Annotated in this window: 18 protein-coding genes; 8 read left to right on the top strand and 10 right to left on the bottom strand. The window is 71.0% G+C overall.

The window, feature by feature from the left end:
- The first annotated feature begins 5 nt into the window (after positions 1 to 5).
- Positions 6 to 1,190, top strand: coding sequence for a hypothetical protein (locus tag ACQP0N_RS16690; protein ID WP_433111210.1), 1,185 nt, complete (start codon positions 6 to 8; stop codon positions 1,188 to 1,190).
- 49 nt (positions 1,191 to 1,239) lie between these two features.
- Here ACQP0N_RS16690 and ACQP0N_RS16685 read toward each other — a convergent pair whose 3' ends face one another.
- On the bottom strand, positions 1,240 to 1,671 hold the full coding sequence (locus ACQP0N_RS16685; protein WP_433111207.1) for a hypothetical protein: 432 nt from the start codon (positions 1,669 to 1,671) through the stop codon (positions 1,240 to 1,242).
- A gap of 96 nt (positions 1,672 to 1,767) precedes the next feature.
- Here ACQP0N_RS16685 and ACQP0N_RS16680 point away from each other — a divergent pair, with 96 nt between their 5' ends.
- Entirely contained in the window at positions 1,768 to 2,220 is a 453-nt protein-coding gene (locus ACQP0N_RS16680) for a MarR family winged helix-turn-helix transcriptional regulator (protein ID WP_433111204.1), read from the top strand.
- A 66-nt stretch (positions 2,221 to 2,286) separates the two neighbouring features.
- On the opposite strand, the gene ACQP0N_RS16675 is transcribed toward ACQP0N_RS16680, so the two are convergent.
- Together ACQP0N_RS16675 and ACQP0N_RS16670 are read right to left on the bottom strand one after the other, a co-directional pair.
- A complete protein-coding gene (locus ACQP0N_RS16675; protein WP_355051064.1) occupies positions 2,287 to 2,970 on the bottom strand; it encodes a hypothetical protein in 684 nt (227 codons plus the stop codon).
- Between the two features lie 73 nt (positions 2,971 to 3,043).
- Positions 3,044 to 3,505: a peroxiredoxin gene (locus ACQP0N_RS16670; RefSeq protein WP_433111201.1), complete on the bottom strand. Its 462-nt coding sequence runs from the start codon at positions 3,503 to 3,505 to the stop codon at positions 3,044 to 3,046.
- 171 nt (positions 3,506 to 3,676) lie between these two features.
- Between ACQP0N_RS16670 and ACQP0N_RS16665 the strand changes: the two genes are divergently transcribed.
- Entirely contained in the window at positions 3,677 to 4,405 is a 729-nt protein-coding gene (locus ACQP0N_RS16665; protein WP_433111198.1) for an SDR family oxidoreductase, read from the top strand.
- A 36-nt stretch (positions 4,406 to 4,441) separates the two neighbouring features.
- On the opposite strand, the gene ACQP0N_RS16660 is transcribed toward ACQP0N_RS16665, so the two are convergent.
- From ACQP0N_RS16660 to zwf, 3 genes are all read right to left on the bottom strand, one after another.
- On the bottom strand, positions 4,442 to 4,567 hold the full coding sequence (locus ACQP0N_RS16660) for an MFS transporter small subunit (RefSeq protein ID WP_357118713.1): 126 nt from the start codon (positions 4,565 to 4,567) through the stop codon (positions 4,442 to 4,444).
- Positions 4,564 to 5,973 (bottom strand): OFA family MFS transporter, encoded by a 1,410-nt coding sequence (locus tag ACQP0N_RS16655; protein ID WP_433111194.1) that lies wholly within the window; start codon positions 5,971 to 5,973, stop codon positions 4,564 to 4,566. Before ACQP0N_RS16655 ends, ACQP0N_RS16660 begins: the two co-directional genes overlap by 4 nt.
- A 128-nt stretch (positions 5,974 to 6,101) precedes the next feature.
- Complete coding sequence (gene zwf, locus ACQP0N_RS16650) at positions 6,102 to 7,481, bottom strand: glucose-6-phosphate dehydrogenase (protein WP_433111191.1); 1,380 nt, start codon at positions 7,479 to 7,481, stop codon at positions 6,102 to 6,104.
- 155 nt (positions 7,482 to 7,636) lie between these two features.
- Here zwf and ACQP0N_RS16645 point away from each other — a divergent pair, with 155 nt between their 5' ends.
- Positions 7,637 to 8,440 carry an alpha/beta fold hydrolase gene (locus tag ACQP0N_RS16645; protein ID WP_433111188.1) on the top strand — a complete coding sequence of 268 codons (804 nt, stop codon included), beginning with the start codon at positions 7,637 to 7,639 and terminating at the stop codon, positions 8,438 to 8,440.
- A gap of 5 nt (positions 8,441 to 8,445) precedes the next feature.
- Entirely contained in the window at positions 8,446 to 9,033 is a 588-nt protein-coding gene (locus ACQP0N_RS16640; RefSeq protein WP_433111185.1) for a DinB family protein, read from the top strand.
- Positions 9,034 to 9,116: 83 nt separating this feature from the next.
- On the opposite strand, the gene ACQP0N_RS16635 is transcribed toward ACQP0N_RS16640, so the two are convergent.
- Positions 9,117 to 9,956: a hypothetical protein gene (locus tag ACQP0N_RS16635; RefSeq protein WP_433111182.1), complete on the bottom strand. Its 840-nt coding sequence runs from the start codon at positions 9,954 to 9,956 to the stop codon at positions 9,117 to 9,119.
- Between the two features lie 599 nt (positions 9,957 to 10,555).
- Here ACQP0N_RS16635 and ACQP0N_RS16630 point away from each other — a divergent pair.
- On the top strand, positions 10,556 to 11,566 hold the full coding sequence (locus ACQP0N_RS16630; protein ID WP_433111179.1) for a tyrosine-type recombinase/integrase: 1,011 nt from the start codon (positions 10,556 to 10,558) through the stop codon (positions 11,564 to 11,566).
- Between the two features lie 8 nt (positions 11,567 to 11,574).
- Here ACQP0N_RS16630 and ACQP0N_RS16625 read toward each other — a convergent pair whose 3' ends face one another.
- On the bottom strand, positions 11,575 to 12,354 hold the full coding sequence (locus ACQP0N_RS16625) for an endonuclease/exonuclease/phosphatase family protein (RefSeq protein ID WP_433111176.1): 780 nt from the start codon (positions 12,352 to 12,354) through the stop codon (positions 11,575 to 11,577).
- A gap of 237 nt (positions 12,355 to 12,591) precedes the next feature.
- On the opposite strand from ACQP0N_RS16625, the gene ACQP0N_RS16620 reads away from it, so the two are divergent.
- The gene (locus ACQP0N_RS16620; protein ID WP_433121663.1) at positions 12,592 to 13,311 is read left to right on the top strand and encodes an anion permease; all 720 of its coding nucleotides are present in this window, start codon (positions 12,592 to 12,594) and stop codon (positions 13,309 to 13,311) included.
- Between the two features lie 10 nt (positions 13,312 to 13,321).
- On the opposite strand, the gene def is transcribed toward ACQP0N_RS16620, so the two are convergent.
- Both def and ACQP0N_RS16610 read right to left on the bottom strand, forming a co-directional pair.
- Positions 13,322 to 13,831 carry a peptide deformylase gene (gene def, locus ACQP0N_RS16615; RefSeq protein WP_433111173.1) on the bottom strand — a complete coding sequence of 170 codons (510 nt, stop codon included), beginning with the start codon at positions 13,829 to 13,831 and terminating at the stop codon, positions 13,322 to 13,324.
- Between the two features lie 28 nt (positions 13,832 to 13,859).
- Positions 13,860 to 15,047 carry a chorismate-binding protein gene (locus ACQP0N_RS16610; protein ID WP_433111170.1) on the bottom strand — a complete coding sequence of 396 codons (1,188 nt, stop codon included), beginning with the start codon at positions 15,045 to 15,047 and terminating at the stop codon, positions 13,860 to 13,862.
- Positions 15,048 to 15,170: 123 nt separating this feature from the next.
- Here ACQP0N_RS16610 and ACQP0N_RS16605 point away from each other — a divergent pair, with 123 nt between their 5' ends.
- Complete coding sequence (locus ACQP0N_RS16605) at positions 15,171 to 15,371, top strand: DUF5999 family protein (protein WP_234586185.1); 201 nt, start codon at positions 15,171 to 15,173, stop codon at positions 15,369 to 15,371.
- The last annotated feature ends 72 nt before the right edge of the window (positions 15,372 to 15,443 follow it).

Raw genomic sequence — 15,443 nt, 5'->3', positions numbered from 1 at the left:
TGCCGGTGGAAATCCTGGCTCGCGTCCAATCCGGAGCGACGGCGCAGCGGCTGCTGCCCCACCCGCGCCTTCCACTGGTGGCGGCCTGGGACGCCGACCGTCCGGCGATCCGGATCTGGGAGTACGGGGACGGACAACTGCGGCAGCGGGCAGCCCTCGGCGTGGATTCGGCCGTCTATGTCGAGGACGTCAACCATGAGCGGACACCCTCCGCCGCCTGGCATCCCGACGACCCGTTGTTGGCGGTGGCGGACGCCGAGAGCGTTGTCCTCTGGACTCCCTCGGGCACGTCGCCGGTCGACGCCGTCACCTCGACCGAGTACCAGCGGGAGGTGGCGTTCAGCCCGGACGGTCGTACGCTCTGGTTGTCGCCCGCCGCCGGAACGGACGGCTGGGAGCACTCCGTCGCCCTCGACCTCGCCTCGGGAACGACCCTGATCGGCCCTCGGTGGGACACCGGGGTGGTGGCGCATCCGGCGGGCGGCCTGGTCTGCACCCTCGAGAGCGATCAAGGTGCCACGCTGGTGCTCTTCTCGGCGGACACCGGGCCGGTGCTGCGGCCGGTGCGCCGTGCGCTGGTCCTGGACTGCGACGGCTACGAAGCGCCGATCTTCAGCTCGGACGGCCGGCACTTCGCGGTACGGGGCAACGCGTACGACAACTCGCTGGAGGTGTTCGAGTTCCCCTCGCTGCGGCGCGCCCTGGGCATGACGCTGGGGGAGCCGAGCCCGGGGTACCCGTACCCGCAGGAGTGGCTGGACGAGATGAACGCCTGGTCCCGCCACAACGTCGCGTTCGGTCGGTCGCCGCGGGTCCTCTGGATCGGGACACCCGACGGCGTGGTCGTCGAGCTGGACGTCGACGGGAGTCGGGTGGTCGAGCACGAGGTGCTGCCCGGGGCAGCGGTGACCGCGCTGGCGGCCACCGCCACCGGTGAGCTCGTCGTCGCCGGCGACGACGAGCTTCTTGTCCTGTCGGTGGGCACGGCCGACCCGGGCGAGGCAGCAGGGGCCTCAGTGACCGCGTTCCTCGCCGGCACCGCCGAGGCGTCGGTCGTCGACATGGACCAGCTCGACCTCACCGACGGCACGCGGGACTGGCAGTCCGGCGACCTGGCGACGGTCAGCGAGACCTCCGCGACCGACCCGTCCTGGCTGCGGATCCGGGCGGCCATGAACCGACGCACCTGAGTCGCTTCCGGAGTCAGGCCACGTCCGCCGGTTGAACCGCGTTCCGGCGTCAGGCGACGCCCGCCAGCTCGTCGTTGGCCCGCTCGGTGACGAGCGTGAGGACGCGGGCGGCGACGTCGGCCTCGGCGGGCGGGATGTCCCCGTACAGCCGGGCGGTGATGCCCCCGACGGCCTCGGCGACACGGGCCTGCGTGCGGTGGCCGGCGTCGGTGAGCGACACCTGCGGCTCGGCGGTGTCGTCGAGCCGCGCCAGGCCGGCGTCGACGAGGCCGGCGATCACCTCGCGCACGGCCGACTCGTCGACCCTGCGGGCGCTCGCGAGGCGTCGCACGAGCGAGGTCCGGTCGGCGGGGCCGGCGGTGAGGGCGTTGAGGGCGAGGACCTGGGCGAAGTCGACGCCCAGGGGCGCGACGGCGCGGTCGAGCAGGGCCCGGGTGGCGAAGTGGGCCTGACCGATGACCTGACCGTTGAGAGTGGACACGATGCCTCCTTCGAAAACGTTGGCTGAGCCAACGTTGGTAGAACCAACGTAACATGGTTTGTGGGTCACGCCAACGATTACTGTTAGGCTCCCGCCATGGACGCCACCGCCCCGCAGTCACCCGCCGGGCTGCGTACCACCGCGAGCTGGCTGCTCAACCAGGCCGCCGCCCACGCCGGCCGACTCGCCAGCGCGGGCTTCGCCGCACACGACCTCCGCGGCTACCACTTCCGGCTGCTCGCCTCGCTGGCCGAGGACGGCCCCGCGAGCCAGGCCGACCTGGGCCGCCGCTGCGCCATCGACCGCAGCGACGTCGTGGCCGCCATCAACGACCTGGCCGGCCGGGGACTCGTGGTACGCGCCCCCGACCCGGCCGACCGCCGCCGCAACGTCATCAGCCTCACCGACGCCGGCGCCGACGAAGCCCACCGGATGGCCGACACCGTCGCCCGCGTGCAGGACGACCTGCTCGCGCCCCTGTCCAGCGCCGAACGCGCGCAGCTGATCCGCCTGCTCACCCGACTGCTCGACCACCACCACAACAACTGATCCCGACACCGCCACGGCGGGCCCACCCCACCGGGCAGACCCGCCGCGAGCAGGAAAAACCAGCGCTCAGCTCGCCTCGCGCAACTCCGCCAACCGGGCCTCGATCTCGGCCAGCTCCGCCCGCAGCTTCTCCGCCTGCTGCTCCGCCTCGGCCCGCTCGGCGCCCAGGATCTGCTCCACCGCCTCCTGCACACCCGGCACGTCCACCAGCGCCACCATCTTCAACGCCTCGGCCGGCTTCACCACGTACGGCTTCGCCAGGGCCTTGCTGCCCTGCTGAGCGGCGACCGTCCACTCGCCGTCCGCGTACGCCAGGGTCACCGTGAGGCCCGCGGGCCCCTTGGGCTTCGCGGCCTTGACCGCCCGCCGCGCCGGCGGCTTCTCGGCCTGCTCCACCTTCGGCTCCTCCTGTCGCTGCGCGGGCACCCGCGGCGTGTCCAACACGAACTCCGGCGCGGCCACCACGGGCGCCTCCGGCTCCGGCTCCGGTTTCGGCTCCGCCACCCGCCGGCCCGCGCCCTTGGGCGCGACCGCCAGATCGGCGGCGGAGAACGGCAACTCGTCACGACCGAACCGCACCACGACGAACTCGTCGGACACCTCCGGATCGGTCAACTCGACCACCTGGCCGACCTGACCGGCGATCTGCCCCGCCGACGCGGTGAACACCACCCTCGGCTTACGGCCGGCCGCCAACGCCTCCCGGATGCTGCGCACCTCGTCAGTGGACAAACCCTGGCCGGCATCCATCACAACCCTCTTCCGTACACCTGTTTGATTGCTGTCTTGATACCAGTCGGCTGCGACACCCACCGCACGGGGCTCAACCGCCCAGGGCCCGCAACGCCCGATCGGCGTGGTCGTTCATGCTGACCTCGCTGTGGATCACCTCGATGACCCGCCGGTCCGTGCCGATCACGAACGTCATCCGCTTCGTGCTCAACGCCCCCAACGGCACCCGCCGCCGCACCCCGAACGCCCGCGCGACCGTCCCGTCCACATCCGACAGCAGCGGATAGTCGAAGCCGTGCATCTTCGAGAACTCCGCCTGCTTGGCCACCTCGTCGCGGCTGATACCCACCCGCGACGCGCCCAGCGCCGTGAACTCCGCCGCCAGATCCCGGAAGTGGCAGCTCTCCGCCGTGCACCCCCGCGTCATCGCCCCCGGATAGAAGAACAGCACCACCGGCCCCGACGCCAGGAACTCCGACAGCCGCCGCGGCGTGCCCGTCTCATCCGGCAGCTCGAAGTCGTCCACGACATCGCCGACACCCACACTCGCCACCGCGCACCTCCGTAGTCCGAACGACCGCGCGGGAAGCGTAAGCGATCACACCCGCAGCGCCTCGTGCGCCACCAGCACCAGCGCCCGCCGCATGTGACCCTCCTTACGACGACTCATCTGCGCCGGTCACGGTAGCGTCGGCCCAACCCGCCCGAAAGACCCGGAGGCGCCATGGCACCCGTCACCGTCATCACCGGCGGCGGCCGCGGCATCGGCGCGGCCACCGCCCGCCGCCTCGCCGCGGCCGGCCACCACATCGCCCTGTGCTACCGCCGCGACGACGCCGCCGCCGCGACCGTCCTGGCCGACCTGCACGCCACCGGCGTCCAGGCCATCGCCGTGCGCGCCGACACCACCGACCCCGGCCAGGTCACCGCCCTGTTCGACGCCGCCGCGCAGCTCGGCCCCCTCACCGGCCTGGTCAACAACGCGGGCGTCACCAGCCTCATCGGCCCGTTCACCGAGCTGCGCGTGGACGACCTGCGCCGCGTCGTCGACGTCAACCTCATCGGGTACGTCCTCTGCGCCCAGCAGGCCGCCCGCCGCCTCACCGACGGCGGCGCCATCGTCAACGTCTCCTCCGCCGCCGCGACCCTCGGCAGCCCGGGGGAGTACGTGCACTACGCCGCCGTCAAGGCCGCCACCGACACCCTCACCGTGGGCCTGGCCAAGGAACTCGCCCCGCGTGGCATCCGCGTCAACGGCGTCGCCCCCGGCCTCGTGCGCACCGACATCCACACCGACTCCGGCGTACCCGACCGCGCCGACTCCGCCGCCGGCCGTATCCCGCTGGGCCGTGCCGGCGAACCCGACGAGATCGCCGCCGCCATCGCCTGGCTGCTCAGCCCGGACGCCTCCTACACCGCCGGCGCCGTGCTGCGGGTCTCCGGCGCCCTGTGAGCCGGGGCGCGCGACACGCGCCCCGGCCCACCGCACTCAGTGCGTGAACAGCTTCGCCGCGGTGATCACCGTCTGCACGACCCCGTAGCCGAGCAGCACCGCCACCACCAGCCAGGAAATCCACAACCGGGCCTGCTGCCCGCTCCGACCGTCGTCGCTCATCGCGTACCACTCCTTCCCGCCGCCGTGACCTCGTCCACGTCCTGCTCCACCGGCTCGTGGTAACGCTGCGGCACCGGTCGCACCAGCAGGTTCGCCACGAAGCCCACCGCGAGCACAGCCACCATCGTGAGCAGCGCCGGCCGGTACGCCGCCGCCGTCAACGTGCCCGGCTTGCCCTGCGCGTCGAGGAACCCGTTCACGATCAACGGACCCGCGACACCCGCCGCCGACCAGGCCGTCAACAACCGGCCGTGGATCGCCCCCACCTGGTACGTGCCGAACAGGTCCCGCAGGTACGCCGGCACGGTCGCGAAGCCGCCACCGTAGAACGACAGGATCACGCACGCGAACAGCACGAACAACGCCGTCGCCGTGTGCCCGAACAGCGCCAGCAGCGCGTACATCGCCATGCCCACGCCGAGATACACCAGGTAGATCGGCTTCCGGCCGATGACGTCCGACGTCGACGACCACACGAACCGGCCCGCCATGTTGAACAACGACAGCAGACCCACGAACCCGCCGGCCGCCGCCACCGACACCGCCGACGTCCCGTTCTCCCGGAAGAAGTCCTGGATCATCGGGCTGGCCTGCTCGAGGATGCCGATACCGGCCGTCACGTTGCAGAACAACACCACCCACAACAACCAGAACGACCGCGTCTTCACCGCGTTCGCCGCCGACACGTTCGCCGTGGTGACCAGCGGCTTCGCCGCCACCGACACCGGGTCGAAGCCCGCCGGACGCCAATCCTCGGCCGGCACCCGCACGTTCGCCACCCCGAACATCATGATCACGAAGTAGCCCAGGCCCAACGTCACGAACAACCACACCAGCGCGCTGCCCGACGCCGTCGAACCCGCGTTCGACGGGTCGTAACCCGGGTCGTAGAACGACAGCAACTGCCGCGACAGGGGAGAGGCCACCATCGCCCCACCACCGAACCCCATGATCGCCAAACCGGTCGCCAGACCCGGCCGATCCGGGAACCACTTGATCAGCGTGGACACGGGGGAGATGTAACCGATACCCAGACCGATGCCGCCGAGCAGGCCGTACCCCAGGTACAGCAGCCACAACTGCTTCGTGGCGATGCCCAGCGACCCCACCAGGAAACCCGCCGCCCAGAAGCAGGCCGACACGAACATCGCCTTACGCGGCCCGTTCGCCTCCACCCACGTCCCGGCCACCGCGGCGGACAACCCCAGCATCACGATCGCGATACTGAAGATCACCCCGATCGCCGTCTGACCCGTGTCGAAATGGGCGATCAACGAATTCTTGTAGACGCTCGTGGCGTAGACCTGGCCGATACAGAGGTGGATGGCCAACGCCGCCGGGGGAATGAGCCACCGGCTGTAGCCGGGCGGCGCGACGGTATGCCGACGATCGAGTGCGGACAGCATGCGCTGCTTCCTCTCCGAGGCGGACGAAACGTGGTCACAACGTGCCCACCCCGCACCCAAGGAGCAAACCTCACCATCGCCGGACGGTCCCTCCCGTGAGCTGAGCGGTCACTCAGCCCACGCCGCGACTACCGCAGCTCCGGCGCGTGCCAGCCACCCGCCAACGCATCCGCGTCCGCCGGACCCCAACTACCCTTGTCGTACGAGCGCACCGGCGCCGCCAGATCCAGGATCGGCGCCACGATCCGCCACTCCTGCCGAATCGTCTCCGCCCGCGCGAACCGCAGATGCTGCCCTTCCATCGCGTCGTCGAGCAACCGCTCGTACGCCTCCTGACGCCGACCCAACGCCGCGCCGAAGTCCACCGACAGATCCACCGGCCGACTCGCCACCTCCGCGCCCGGACTCTTCGCCTGGATCGACATCGTGATGCCGTCCCCACGACCCAACCGGAACCGCAACAGGTTCGCCGGCGCCTGCGCCCCACCCTCGGCCGGGATCAACGACCGCTGCGGCCGCTTGAACTCGACCACCACCTCCGTCGCCGTCCCCGGCAACGACTTACCCGTCCGCAGATAGAACGGCACACCCGCCCACCGGGGCGAATCCACCGTCAACCGCGTCGCCACGAACGTCTCCGTGTTCGAATCCGGCGCGACACCCGGCTCGTCGCGGTAACCCGCGTACTGCCCCCGCACCGTCGACTCCGGCGACAACGGCACGATCTGCCGCAACACCGCCGCCTCCGCCTCGCGGAACGAGTCCACGTCGTCACCAGCCGGCGCGTCCATCGCGATCAACGCCACGACCTGCAAGATGTGGTTCTGCAACACGTCCCGCGTCGCACCCACCGTGTCATAGAAACCGGCCCGACCCTGCGTACCGAAACCCTCCGCGAGGGTCACCTGCACGTTGTCGACGTGCTCCCGGTTCCACAACGGCTCGAACAGCCGGTTGGCGAACCGGAACGCGTACAAACCCTCCACCGCCTCCTTGCCGAGGTAGTGGTCGATCCGGAACACCCGACTCGCGTCGAAGGCCGCCCCCAACGTCCGATCCAACTCCTCGGACGAGGCCAGGTCACGCCCGAACGGCTTCTCCACGATCACCCGACCACGGTCGGCCAACCCGACCGCCGCCAGGCCCCGCACCACCGAACCGAACACCACGGGCGGAATCGCCAGATAGAAGATCGGCCGCTGCGCCTCACCCAGACGCTCCGCCAACCGCTCGTACGTCGCCGGATCCGCGTAGTCCCCGGAGATCATCGACAGGTTGGCCGCCAACGCGTCGAACGTCTCGTCATCCACCTCGTCGGAAGCCTCCGACACCGACTTACGGGCGGTCGCCACCAACTGCTGGTCGTCCCAGGGGGAGCGGGCCACCCCGATCACCGGAACGTCGAGACGCCCCCGCCGCGTCAACTCGTACAGCGCCGGAAACAGCTTCTTCGAGACAAGATCACCTGTCACACCGAACAGCACAACCGCGTCTGAACGCACGCGCATGACACTTCCATCCGATCGTGTGGACCTGATCTTCCGAACGGACAACGGCGCCTCCCACCCGAGGAATTCCCAGCGAACGGCCCACGTGAGGTCGGCGACAGCGCCACAACGGAAGATGACCCCACAGCGCACCCCGCACCCCAGGAAGGACCAGAATGACCCTGGCCGCCGACCGCTCACCGCAGACCGGCCCCGACGTGGTGTGCCTGCCCATGTTCGGCATGACCCGCGCCGCCACCGCCGCCGCCTTCCACCCCGCCCTCGCCCACACCGGCCTGCGGGAGACGTACCTGGACCTGCCCGGGCACGGCGACACCCCACCCACCTGCCCGCCCACCTCCCAAGCGCTGCTCACCACCATCTGCGCCTGGCTCGACCACCACATCGACGGACCGGCCCTACTGGCCGGCGCCTCCTACGGCGCCTACCTCGCCGCCGGCATCGCCCGCCAACGCCCCGACCTCGTCCGCGGCCTACTCCTCGTCTGCCCCGGCATCACCATCGCGCCAGCCAGCCGCACCCTGCCCGAGCACCGCCCGCCGCCAGGACCCACCGGCTGGCTCGACGACGCGCCCACCGACCTACGCCCACACCTCGACACCGCGCTGGGCCACCGCACCCCGACCGTCGTCGCCACCGTCCTGCGCGCCCTCGACGCGGGCGGCCCCGGCGACCACACCTTCCAACAGGAACTGCGGACAGGCCCCGGGTACGCGCTCCCCGACGAGACCGCCGACACCCCCTTCGACGGGCCCGTCACCGTGCTCACCGGCCGCCAGGACGGCATCGTCGGCTTCGCCGACCAGTTCCACGCCATGCGCCGCTACCCCCGAGGCACCTACACCACCGTCGACCAGGCCGGGCACTACCTGCCCTACGAACAACCAGCCCTGCTCCGCGCCCACACCCAGGCGTGGCTCCGCCGAACCCCACGGCCTGAGGCCGGTACGCGACAATGACCGCCATGGTTGAATTCGGCGACACCAAGGCCGCGATGCACTACTACCACCGCAGGCACCGCGACGACCTCATCTGGAAACTCGACGGCATCAGTGAACGCGACGCCAGAACGCCCCGCACCGCCACCGGCAACAACATGCTCGGCGTCGTCAAACACTGCCTCAACGTCGAGGCCGCCTACTTCGGACCTACCTTCGGCCGCGAGTTCCCCACCCCGCAGGAGTTGGTCCCGCTCAGCGCGTTCGACGACGACCCGCAGGCGGACTGGTACGCGTACGAGAACGAGACCAAGGACGGCCTCATCGACCTGTACCGTCGCGTCGGCGCCTTCGCCGACGAGACGATCGACCAACTACCGCTCGACGCGCCGGGGCAGGTGTCCTGGTGGCAACCCGGCCGCCAGGACGTGACGCTGGCCCAGATCATCATGCACGTGAGCGGCGACCTCGCCCGGCACGCCGGTCAGCTGGACATCATGCGCGAGCAGCACGACGGGGCCATCGGGTGGCGCAAGGACGGCACCAGCATCCCCGACTACGACTGGCCGGCGTACGTCGACAAGCTCCGCAAGCTGGCCGACCAGTTCGCCTGACCGAGCTGGGGGAGAGGGCCGCGGAAACGACTCTGCCCTGCCGGTGCTACCGGGCACCGGCAGGGCAGTCACGCCGCCTGAAATCAGTTGTCGGTGCCCTTCAGCCCCTGCAACATCTCGGCGAAGTCAGTGGTCTCGGCCGGCGGAGGCGTCTCGATGGTGACCGCCTTGCCGTAGTCGGTGTAGTCGACGACGACGTCGCCCATCGCGCCCATGACCGTGGCCGCACGGCGCGGCCGGTACTGCTCGTCGACCCAGAGGTCGACCTTGACCTCCTTGACGCCCGCGGCGGTGAACTGCTTCTCGACAGCGTCCCGCAGCTTGGCGTCGACCTGAGCCAGCTGCGTCGCCACCGGAGTGGTGACGGTGTAGTGGACGGTCCGCGCCCCGTTCACCGTCTCCTCACCGACGACCGTCACGCCCTCCGACGCGAGCAGCGTCTTGACCTGCTTGGTCGGGTCGATGTCCTCGAACTGCTTGCTGAAGTCCATCCCGGCCTGCTGGCCGATGCTGCCCATGTCCATCTTCAGCCAGCGCTTACCGCCCATGCTCGAGCGGTCCTTCGCCGGCACCTCGACGTAGAAGGCGGTCCCGATCAGCCGAACGGTGGTCGGGCCGTCGCTCGGGTCCGCCATCGTCATCTCGGCCTTGACCGGGTCACCCAGGTCCAGGACACCCTGCATGGAGATCTTCTGGCCGGCGGCCGTTCCCGTCATCGTCAGCGTCACCGAGTCACTCTTGTCGGTGGCGTCGATCGTCTTCTGCAACGACCCCTTGAGGTCGCTGGCCAGCAGCTCAAGGACGCTGGTCTGCTTCGGCGCGTCGGACGAGCCCGACGAACCGGTCGCCACGCCGCAGGCGGAGGCGGTGAGCGCCGTAAGCGCCGAGACCGCGACGACGGCGGTCTTCTTCCACAGTGACACGTGATCGCTTCTTTCCGACAAGGCTGCGGGGAATCTCCCCAGTAGATCGACGACACGCTAGCCCACCGGGTCAATCTCCGGGTGCCGCAACACATTCGATAATGCACCTTATGTAAAGCAAAGGTCAGAAGAGGGTCCCCGACCACCCCGCGCCCAGGATCTGAGCAGATCTTGGACAGTTTCCGTCAGCCGCTAACGGAAACTGTCCAAGATCTCGTCGGTACACAGGTCGGGCAGGCGGCGCACCCATGCCGCCGCGTCGAACCGCGCCGCCGGGAGGACGTCGACCTGGCGGCGGACGGCACGCGCGCCCGGGACCCGGAGCCCACACTCCAAGACACCTGCGGCGGCGGCCGTCATGCCCGCACGGCGGTCCACGTCGCGTCCGTCCGGACACCCGCCCCGCGTCGGGACGGGCGCAAAGGTCGACCTCGCGTCCATGCGGGCGGCTCACGTCGCGCCCGTCCAGTCGGTCACCGGGATCCGGAACGCTCGGTGTCTCGGCCCCCCGGAATCCGCAGGCCCTCTGCTGGCCCGGCGGCGCGACTCCCCCTCTTTCGCTCTTTCGGGCAACGCGAGAATCATGCATAATATGCCTTATGCATGACAAACAGGACGAATCGCTCAAGGTGCTGATCGAGGAGTTCCTGACCGCGCGCGCCACCCGCAAGCCCTCCCCCCACACCCTGGCGGCCTACCGACGTGACCTGCACGCCGTGGCCGCCTTGGTCGCCGATGGTGATGCCACTCCCCTCCCCCTCGACGAAGTGTCGATCACCGACCTCTCCCCCCGGGTGATGCGGGCGGCCTTCGCCCGGTTCGCCGCGCCCCGCGCGCCCGCGTCCGTACACCGCGCCTGGTCCACCTGGAACAGCTTCTTCACGTTCCTGGTGGCCGACGGGGTGGTGGCGGGTAATCCGATGCCGGCGGTCGGGCGGCCTCGGGCGTTACTCCCCCAGCCGAAGCCGTTGCGCGGTGCGGACACCCCCGAGGTGCTGCTGGCATCGGTAACGCGTGACGACGGGCGGCAGCGGGACCCGTGGCCGGAGCGGGACGTGGCGGTGCTGGCGGTGGCGCTGTGCGCCGGGTTGCGTCTGTCCGAGCTGCTGGCGTTGCGGGTGGGGTCGCTGGGTGGGCGGCCGGGTGAGCGGCGTATCGAGGTGGTCGGCAAGGGTGGGCGTCCCCGGGTGGTGCCGATCGAGACGGATCTGGACCGGGTGTTGGCGGACTATCTGGCGAGTCGGGCGCGGCGGTTCGGGTCGCGGTCGGTACGCCCCGACTCGGCGTTGCTGGTCGACCGGCGGGGTGAGCCGTTGCGCCGCGGTGGCCTGCAGTATCTGGTCGAGTCGTGTTACCGGCGGGCGGGTATCGGGGACCGGGTGCCCAAGGGGGCGCGGTTGCACGCGTTGCGGCACACGTTCGCGACCCGGTTGGCGGAGGACGGCGCGGGCGCGGCGGAGATCATGCGGTTGTTGGGGCACGCGTCGTTGGCGTCGTCGCAGACGTACATCGAGGTGACGGCCGGGCAGCAGCGGGAGGCGATCCGCGCGAGTCGTACCCATCGGGTGTTGGCTGCTCTGGTGTCGGCGGACGGTGAAGCGGCGCGCTGAGGGTGACCTCAGCCGAGGTCGACGAGCAGGGGTCGGTGGTCGGAGATGGTGGACGTCGGCGTGGTGACGGCCCGTACGGGTGGGAGCGCGTCGAGGGCGTGCCGGTCGGCGAGGATGTGGTCGAGTTGGACGCGGGGTTGGCCGGAGGGGTAGGTGGGGCGGCGGCCGAGTGGCTGCCAGCGGGACACGAGGCGGGCCGGGCCGGCGGGGAGGTTGAGGTCGCCGAGCAGGAGGCGGGGGCCGGGTAGGGCGCGCAGGGCGCGGACGGTCTGGCGGAGTTGGCGGGCGTTCCAGCCGGGTACGAAGGACAGGTGGGTCGCGGCGACGGTGAGGGGGCCGTGGGGGGTGTCCAGGATGGCGGCCAGGACGACGCGGGGTTCGTCGTCGAGGAGGATGAGGCCGCCGCCGGGGCCGGGGGCGTAGATGGGTGAGCGTACGGGCGCGGGTTTGAGTCGGGTGATGTGCCAGCTGCGCACGGGGTGGCGGCTGATGAGGCCGATGCCGTAGCAGGGTTCGCCGTGGCCGTCGTCGTCGTGGCGCAGGGGGCGGAACCGTTCGCCGGGGGTGCCGACGACGGCGGCCGCGAAGCGGTGGTGTGGCGCGTCGAGGGCCCGGGCGGCGATGGCGGTGAGGTCGAGGTTGCCGCTGCGGTGTTGGTCGCGGTCGACTTCCTGTAGGGCGAGGACGTCGGCGTCGAGGGCGCGTACGGCGGCGGCGAGTCGGTCGGGGTCGACGAGGCCGTCGGTGAGGGATCGTCCGTGCAGCAGGTTGAAGGTGGCCAGGCGCACTCCTGCACCTTACGTGCCCGTGGCAGGGTTGCCGCGTGGTGAAACTGTTGCTGTGTTCGATGCTCGTGTTCGTGGCGGTCGGGGCGTGGGGGGTGTGGTTGCGGCGTAGGCGGGGCCGGTGAGCGGTGAGTCGCGCCACTTGATGGGCTGGTGGGGCGCGGCGGGTGGGGAGAATTGCCGACCGTGGACGCCGTATCGCTGAGTACCCTGCTGGCCGCCGCGGCGATGGCCGGGTGGGTGGATGCCGTGGTCGGTGGTGGCGGGTTGTTGCTGCTGCCGGCGTTGTTGGTGGCGGCTCCGGGTGTGCCGGTGGCGACCGCGTTGGGCACGAACAAGTTGGCGGCGATCTTCGGTACGGCGACGGCGGCGGCGACGTACGCGCGGCGCACGAAGGTGGACTGGCGGGTGGCGGGGCCGGCTGCGGGTGTGGCGGTGCTCAGCGCGGGGGTGGGCGCGGCGTTGGCCGGGGCGGTGCCGGCGGCGGCGTACCGGCCGGTGGTGTTGGTGGTTCTGGTGGCGGTGGCCGTGTTCGTGTTGCTGCGTCCCCGGTTGGGGGTGGTGGCCGTGCCGGCGCGGCGCACGAGGGTGCGGGTGGCGGCGGCGATCGGTGTGGCCGGGGTGGGCATCGCCCTGTACGACGGGTTGATCGGGCCGGGGACGGGCACGTTTCTGGTGCTGGCGTTCACGACGTTGGTGGGTGCGGATTTCGTGCACGGGTCGGCGATGGCGAAGGTCGTCAACGCGGGTACGAATCTGGGTGCGTTGGTGGTGTTCGCGGTGACCGGGCACGTGTGGTGGTGGTTGGGCGCGGCGATGGCGGTGTGCAACATCGCGGGCGCGGTGGTGGGTGCGCGGATGGCGTTGCGTCGCGGGTCGGGGTTCGTGCGGGTGGTGTTGCTGGTGGTGGTGCTGGCGTTGGTGGCGAAGCTGGGTTACGACCAGTGGGCGGCCCGGTAGGGGCGTGGGTTCAGCCGCGGCGGCTGGGTGAGTCGAAGCGGCCGGCGCGGATTTCGCGCAGGGCCCGGCGGCGGGTGTCGCCGCGCAGGGTGTCGACGTAGAGGGTGCCGCGCAGGTGGTCGGTCTCGTGTTGCAGGGCGCGGGCGAGGAATCCGCTGCCGGTGATGGTCAATGGTTCGCCGTGCTGGTCGACGCCGTGGGCGGTGGCGTGCAGGGCGCGCACGGTCGGGAAGTACAGCCCGGGGATGGACAGGCAGCCTTCGTCGTCGTCCTGGAGTTCGTCGGACAGCTCGAGGGTGGGGTTGATGAGGTGGCCTCGGTGGCCGTCGGCGTCGTAGACGAATACCTGGGCGCTGACGCCGATCTGGGGTGCGGCGACGCCGGCGCGGCCGGGTGCGCCGAGCAGGGTGTCCATCAGGTCGGTGACCAGGGCGCGCAGCTCGGCGTCGAAGGTGGTGACCGGCTCGGCTTCGGTGCGCAGGACGGGGTCGCCGATGATCCGGATGGGCCGCATGGTCATGGGGGTCAGCGTATCGCCGGCGGTGGTGTCAGCGTCCGGCCAGGGTGGCGCGTACGGGTGCGGTCTTGGCGGCGGCTTCGGCGACCTCGGCGGTGGGGTCGCTGTCCCAGGTGATGCCGCCGCCGGCCCAGGTGTGCAGGGCGTGGCTGTCGGCGGCGGCGGTGCGGATGGTCAGGCCGAGGTCGATGCGGCCGGGGGCGATCCAGCCGAGGGCGCCCATGCTGGCGCCTCGGCCGACGGGTTCGGCGGCGGCGATGTGGGTGAGGGCGGCGAGTTTCGGCGCGCCGGTGACGGAGCCGCCGGGGCAGGTGGCGCGGAGCAGGTCGGCGAGGCCGAGGCCGTCGGCGGCTTGGGCGCGGACGGTGGATTCGGCCTGCCACAGGTCGCACCAGCGGCGTACGGCGAACAGTTCGTCGACGGTGACGGTGCCGGTGTGGGCGATGCGGGCGAGGTCGTTGCGTTCGAGGTCGACGATCATGATGTGTTCGGCGCGTTCCTTGGCGCTGGTGAGTAGTTCGGCGCGGCCGGTGGCGGTGGCGGGGCGGGTGCCCTTGATGGGTCGGGTGATGATCTGGCCGTGGTGGACCTCGACGAGGGTTTCCGGGGAGGCGCAGCCGATGGCCCAGCCGTCGCCGGTGAGGACGCCGCCGTAGCGGGCGCCGGGGAGGGCGCCGAGGCGGCGTAGGGCGGGCAGCGGGTCGCCGCTGTAGGGGGCGGCGGCGTGTCCGACGAGGTTGGTCTGGTAGATGTCGCCGCGGCCGATGGCGGCGCGGACGGTGTCGACGGCGGCGGCGTGTTGCGCGGGTGTCCAGCTCTCGGTCCAGGGGCCGAGCCACCAGGGCGTGTCGTCGGGGGCGGTGGGTGCTCGGGTGGGTCCGTGGTCGTAGACGACGACGGCGAGGTCGGGCAGGGTGGGTGCGGGTTCGGGCGCGGTGGTGGGTACGCCGGCCAGGTGCGCCCCGGCGGCGGCGGACAGGTAGAGCGCGGCGCCGCAGACGGTCGGGCTGTGTGCGGCGGGTCGGTTCAGGTCGCGCAGGTCCAGGTCGTGTGCGGCCAGGAACTCCTCGGCGAGTACGGCGGGGTCGCCGCCGTCGGCGCGATGCCACTGGAGTCGGGCGCGTTCGACGAGGCGGTCGCGGCATCCGGCGGGTACCGCGGGCGCATCGACCAGCACCTGTGGGAGCGTTTCCACGCCGTATGGTCCGATCTTCCTCATCCGTTCAGTGGATTTCCGGTACGCCAAGGCGACACCTGCTCGATGCTGGACACTTTCGCTTGGTACTGTGCGTCACTGGTCATGTGAACCATGACACAGTGCCCCCACAGTCCGGAGAACCCGATGTGCCAGCACCAACCGACCTGCCCCTTAGCTGAAGCCACCGACCGGGAAGCCGCCCGGGTCCTCGCCTGCTTCCCTGAGCAGGGGTGGAGCCTGCTCTGCAACGGCGTGATCGTCTTCGAGGACACCGGTGAGCTGCTCCCCGACGGCAGCAGCATCGCACCCCACCGCGGCCCCGCCCGCCACGCCCTCGTGGCCTGAACGACCACCCAGCGTCACCACACCAAGTCGCTGTCCAAGCGCGCAGCGGCTGCCGGGACGGGCCGATACCGC

This window comes from Micromonospora sp. CA-246542 (assembly GCF_050942905.1).
Taxonomy (GTDB): domain Bacteria; phylum Actinomycetota; class Actinomycetes; order Mycobacteriales; family Micromonosporaceae; genus Micromonospora.
Note: the sequence above shows the minus strand (reverse complement) of the source record. Positions and strands in the feature narration are given on the sequence as shown.

Excerpts from the sequence above, each read along its gene's own strand:
- ACQP0N_RS16680 (WP_433111204.1), top strand. The coding sequence starts at position 1,768 with ATGGACGCCACCGCCCCGCAGTCACCCGCCGGGCTGCGTACCACCGCG.
- ACQP0N_RS16675 (WP_355051064.1), bottom strand. The coding sequence starts at position 2,970 with ATGGATGCCGGCCAGGGTTTGTCCACTGACGAGGTGCGCAGCATCCGG.
- ACQP0N_RS16665 (WP_433111198.1), top strand. The coding sequence starts at position 3,677 with ATGGCACCCGTCACCGTCATCACCGGCGGCGGCCGCGGCATCGGCGCG.
- ACQP0N_RS16660 (WP_357118713.1), bottom strand. The coding sequence starts at position 4,567 with ATGAGCGACGACGGTCGGAGCGGGCAGCAGGCCCGGTTGTGGATTTCC.
- ACQP0N_RS16655 (WP_433111194.1), bottom strand. The coding sequence starts at position 5,973 with ATGCTGTCCGCACTCGATCGTCGGCATACCGTCGCGCCGCCCGGCTAC.
- zwf (WP_433111191.1), bottom strand. The coding sequence starts at position 7,481 with ATGCGCGTGCGTTCAGACGCGGTTGTGCTGTTCGGTGTGACAGGTGAT.
- ACQP0N_RS16645 (WP_433111188.1), top strand. The coding sequence starts at position 7,637 with ATGACCCTGGCCGCCGACCGCTCACCGCAGACCGGCCCCGACGTGGTG.
- ACQP0N_RS16640 (WP_433111185.1), top strand. The coding sequence starts at position 8,446 with ATGGTTGAATTCGGCGACACCAAGGCCGCGATGCACTACTACCACCGC.
- ACQP0N_RS16630 (WP_433111179.1), top strand. The coding sequence starts at position 10,556 with ATGCATGACAAACAGGACGAATCGCTCAAGGTGCTGATCGAGGAGTTC.
- def (WP_433111173.1), bottom strand. The coding sequence starts at position 13,831 with ATGACCATGCGGCCCATCCGGATCATCGGCGACCCCGTCCTGCGCACC.
- ACQP0N_RS16610 (WP_433111170.1), bottom strand. The coding sequence starts at position 15,047 with ATGAGGAAGATCGGACCATACGGCGTGGAAACGCTCCCACAGGTGCTG.
- ACQP0N_RS16605 (WP_234586185.1), top strand. The coding sequence starts at position 15,171 with ATGTGCCAGCACCAACCGACCTGCCCCTTAGCTGAAGCCACCGACCGG.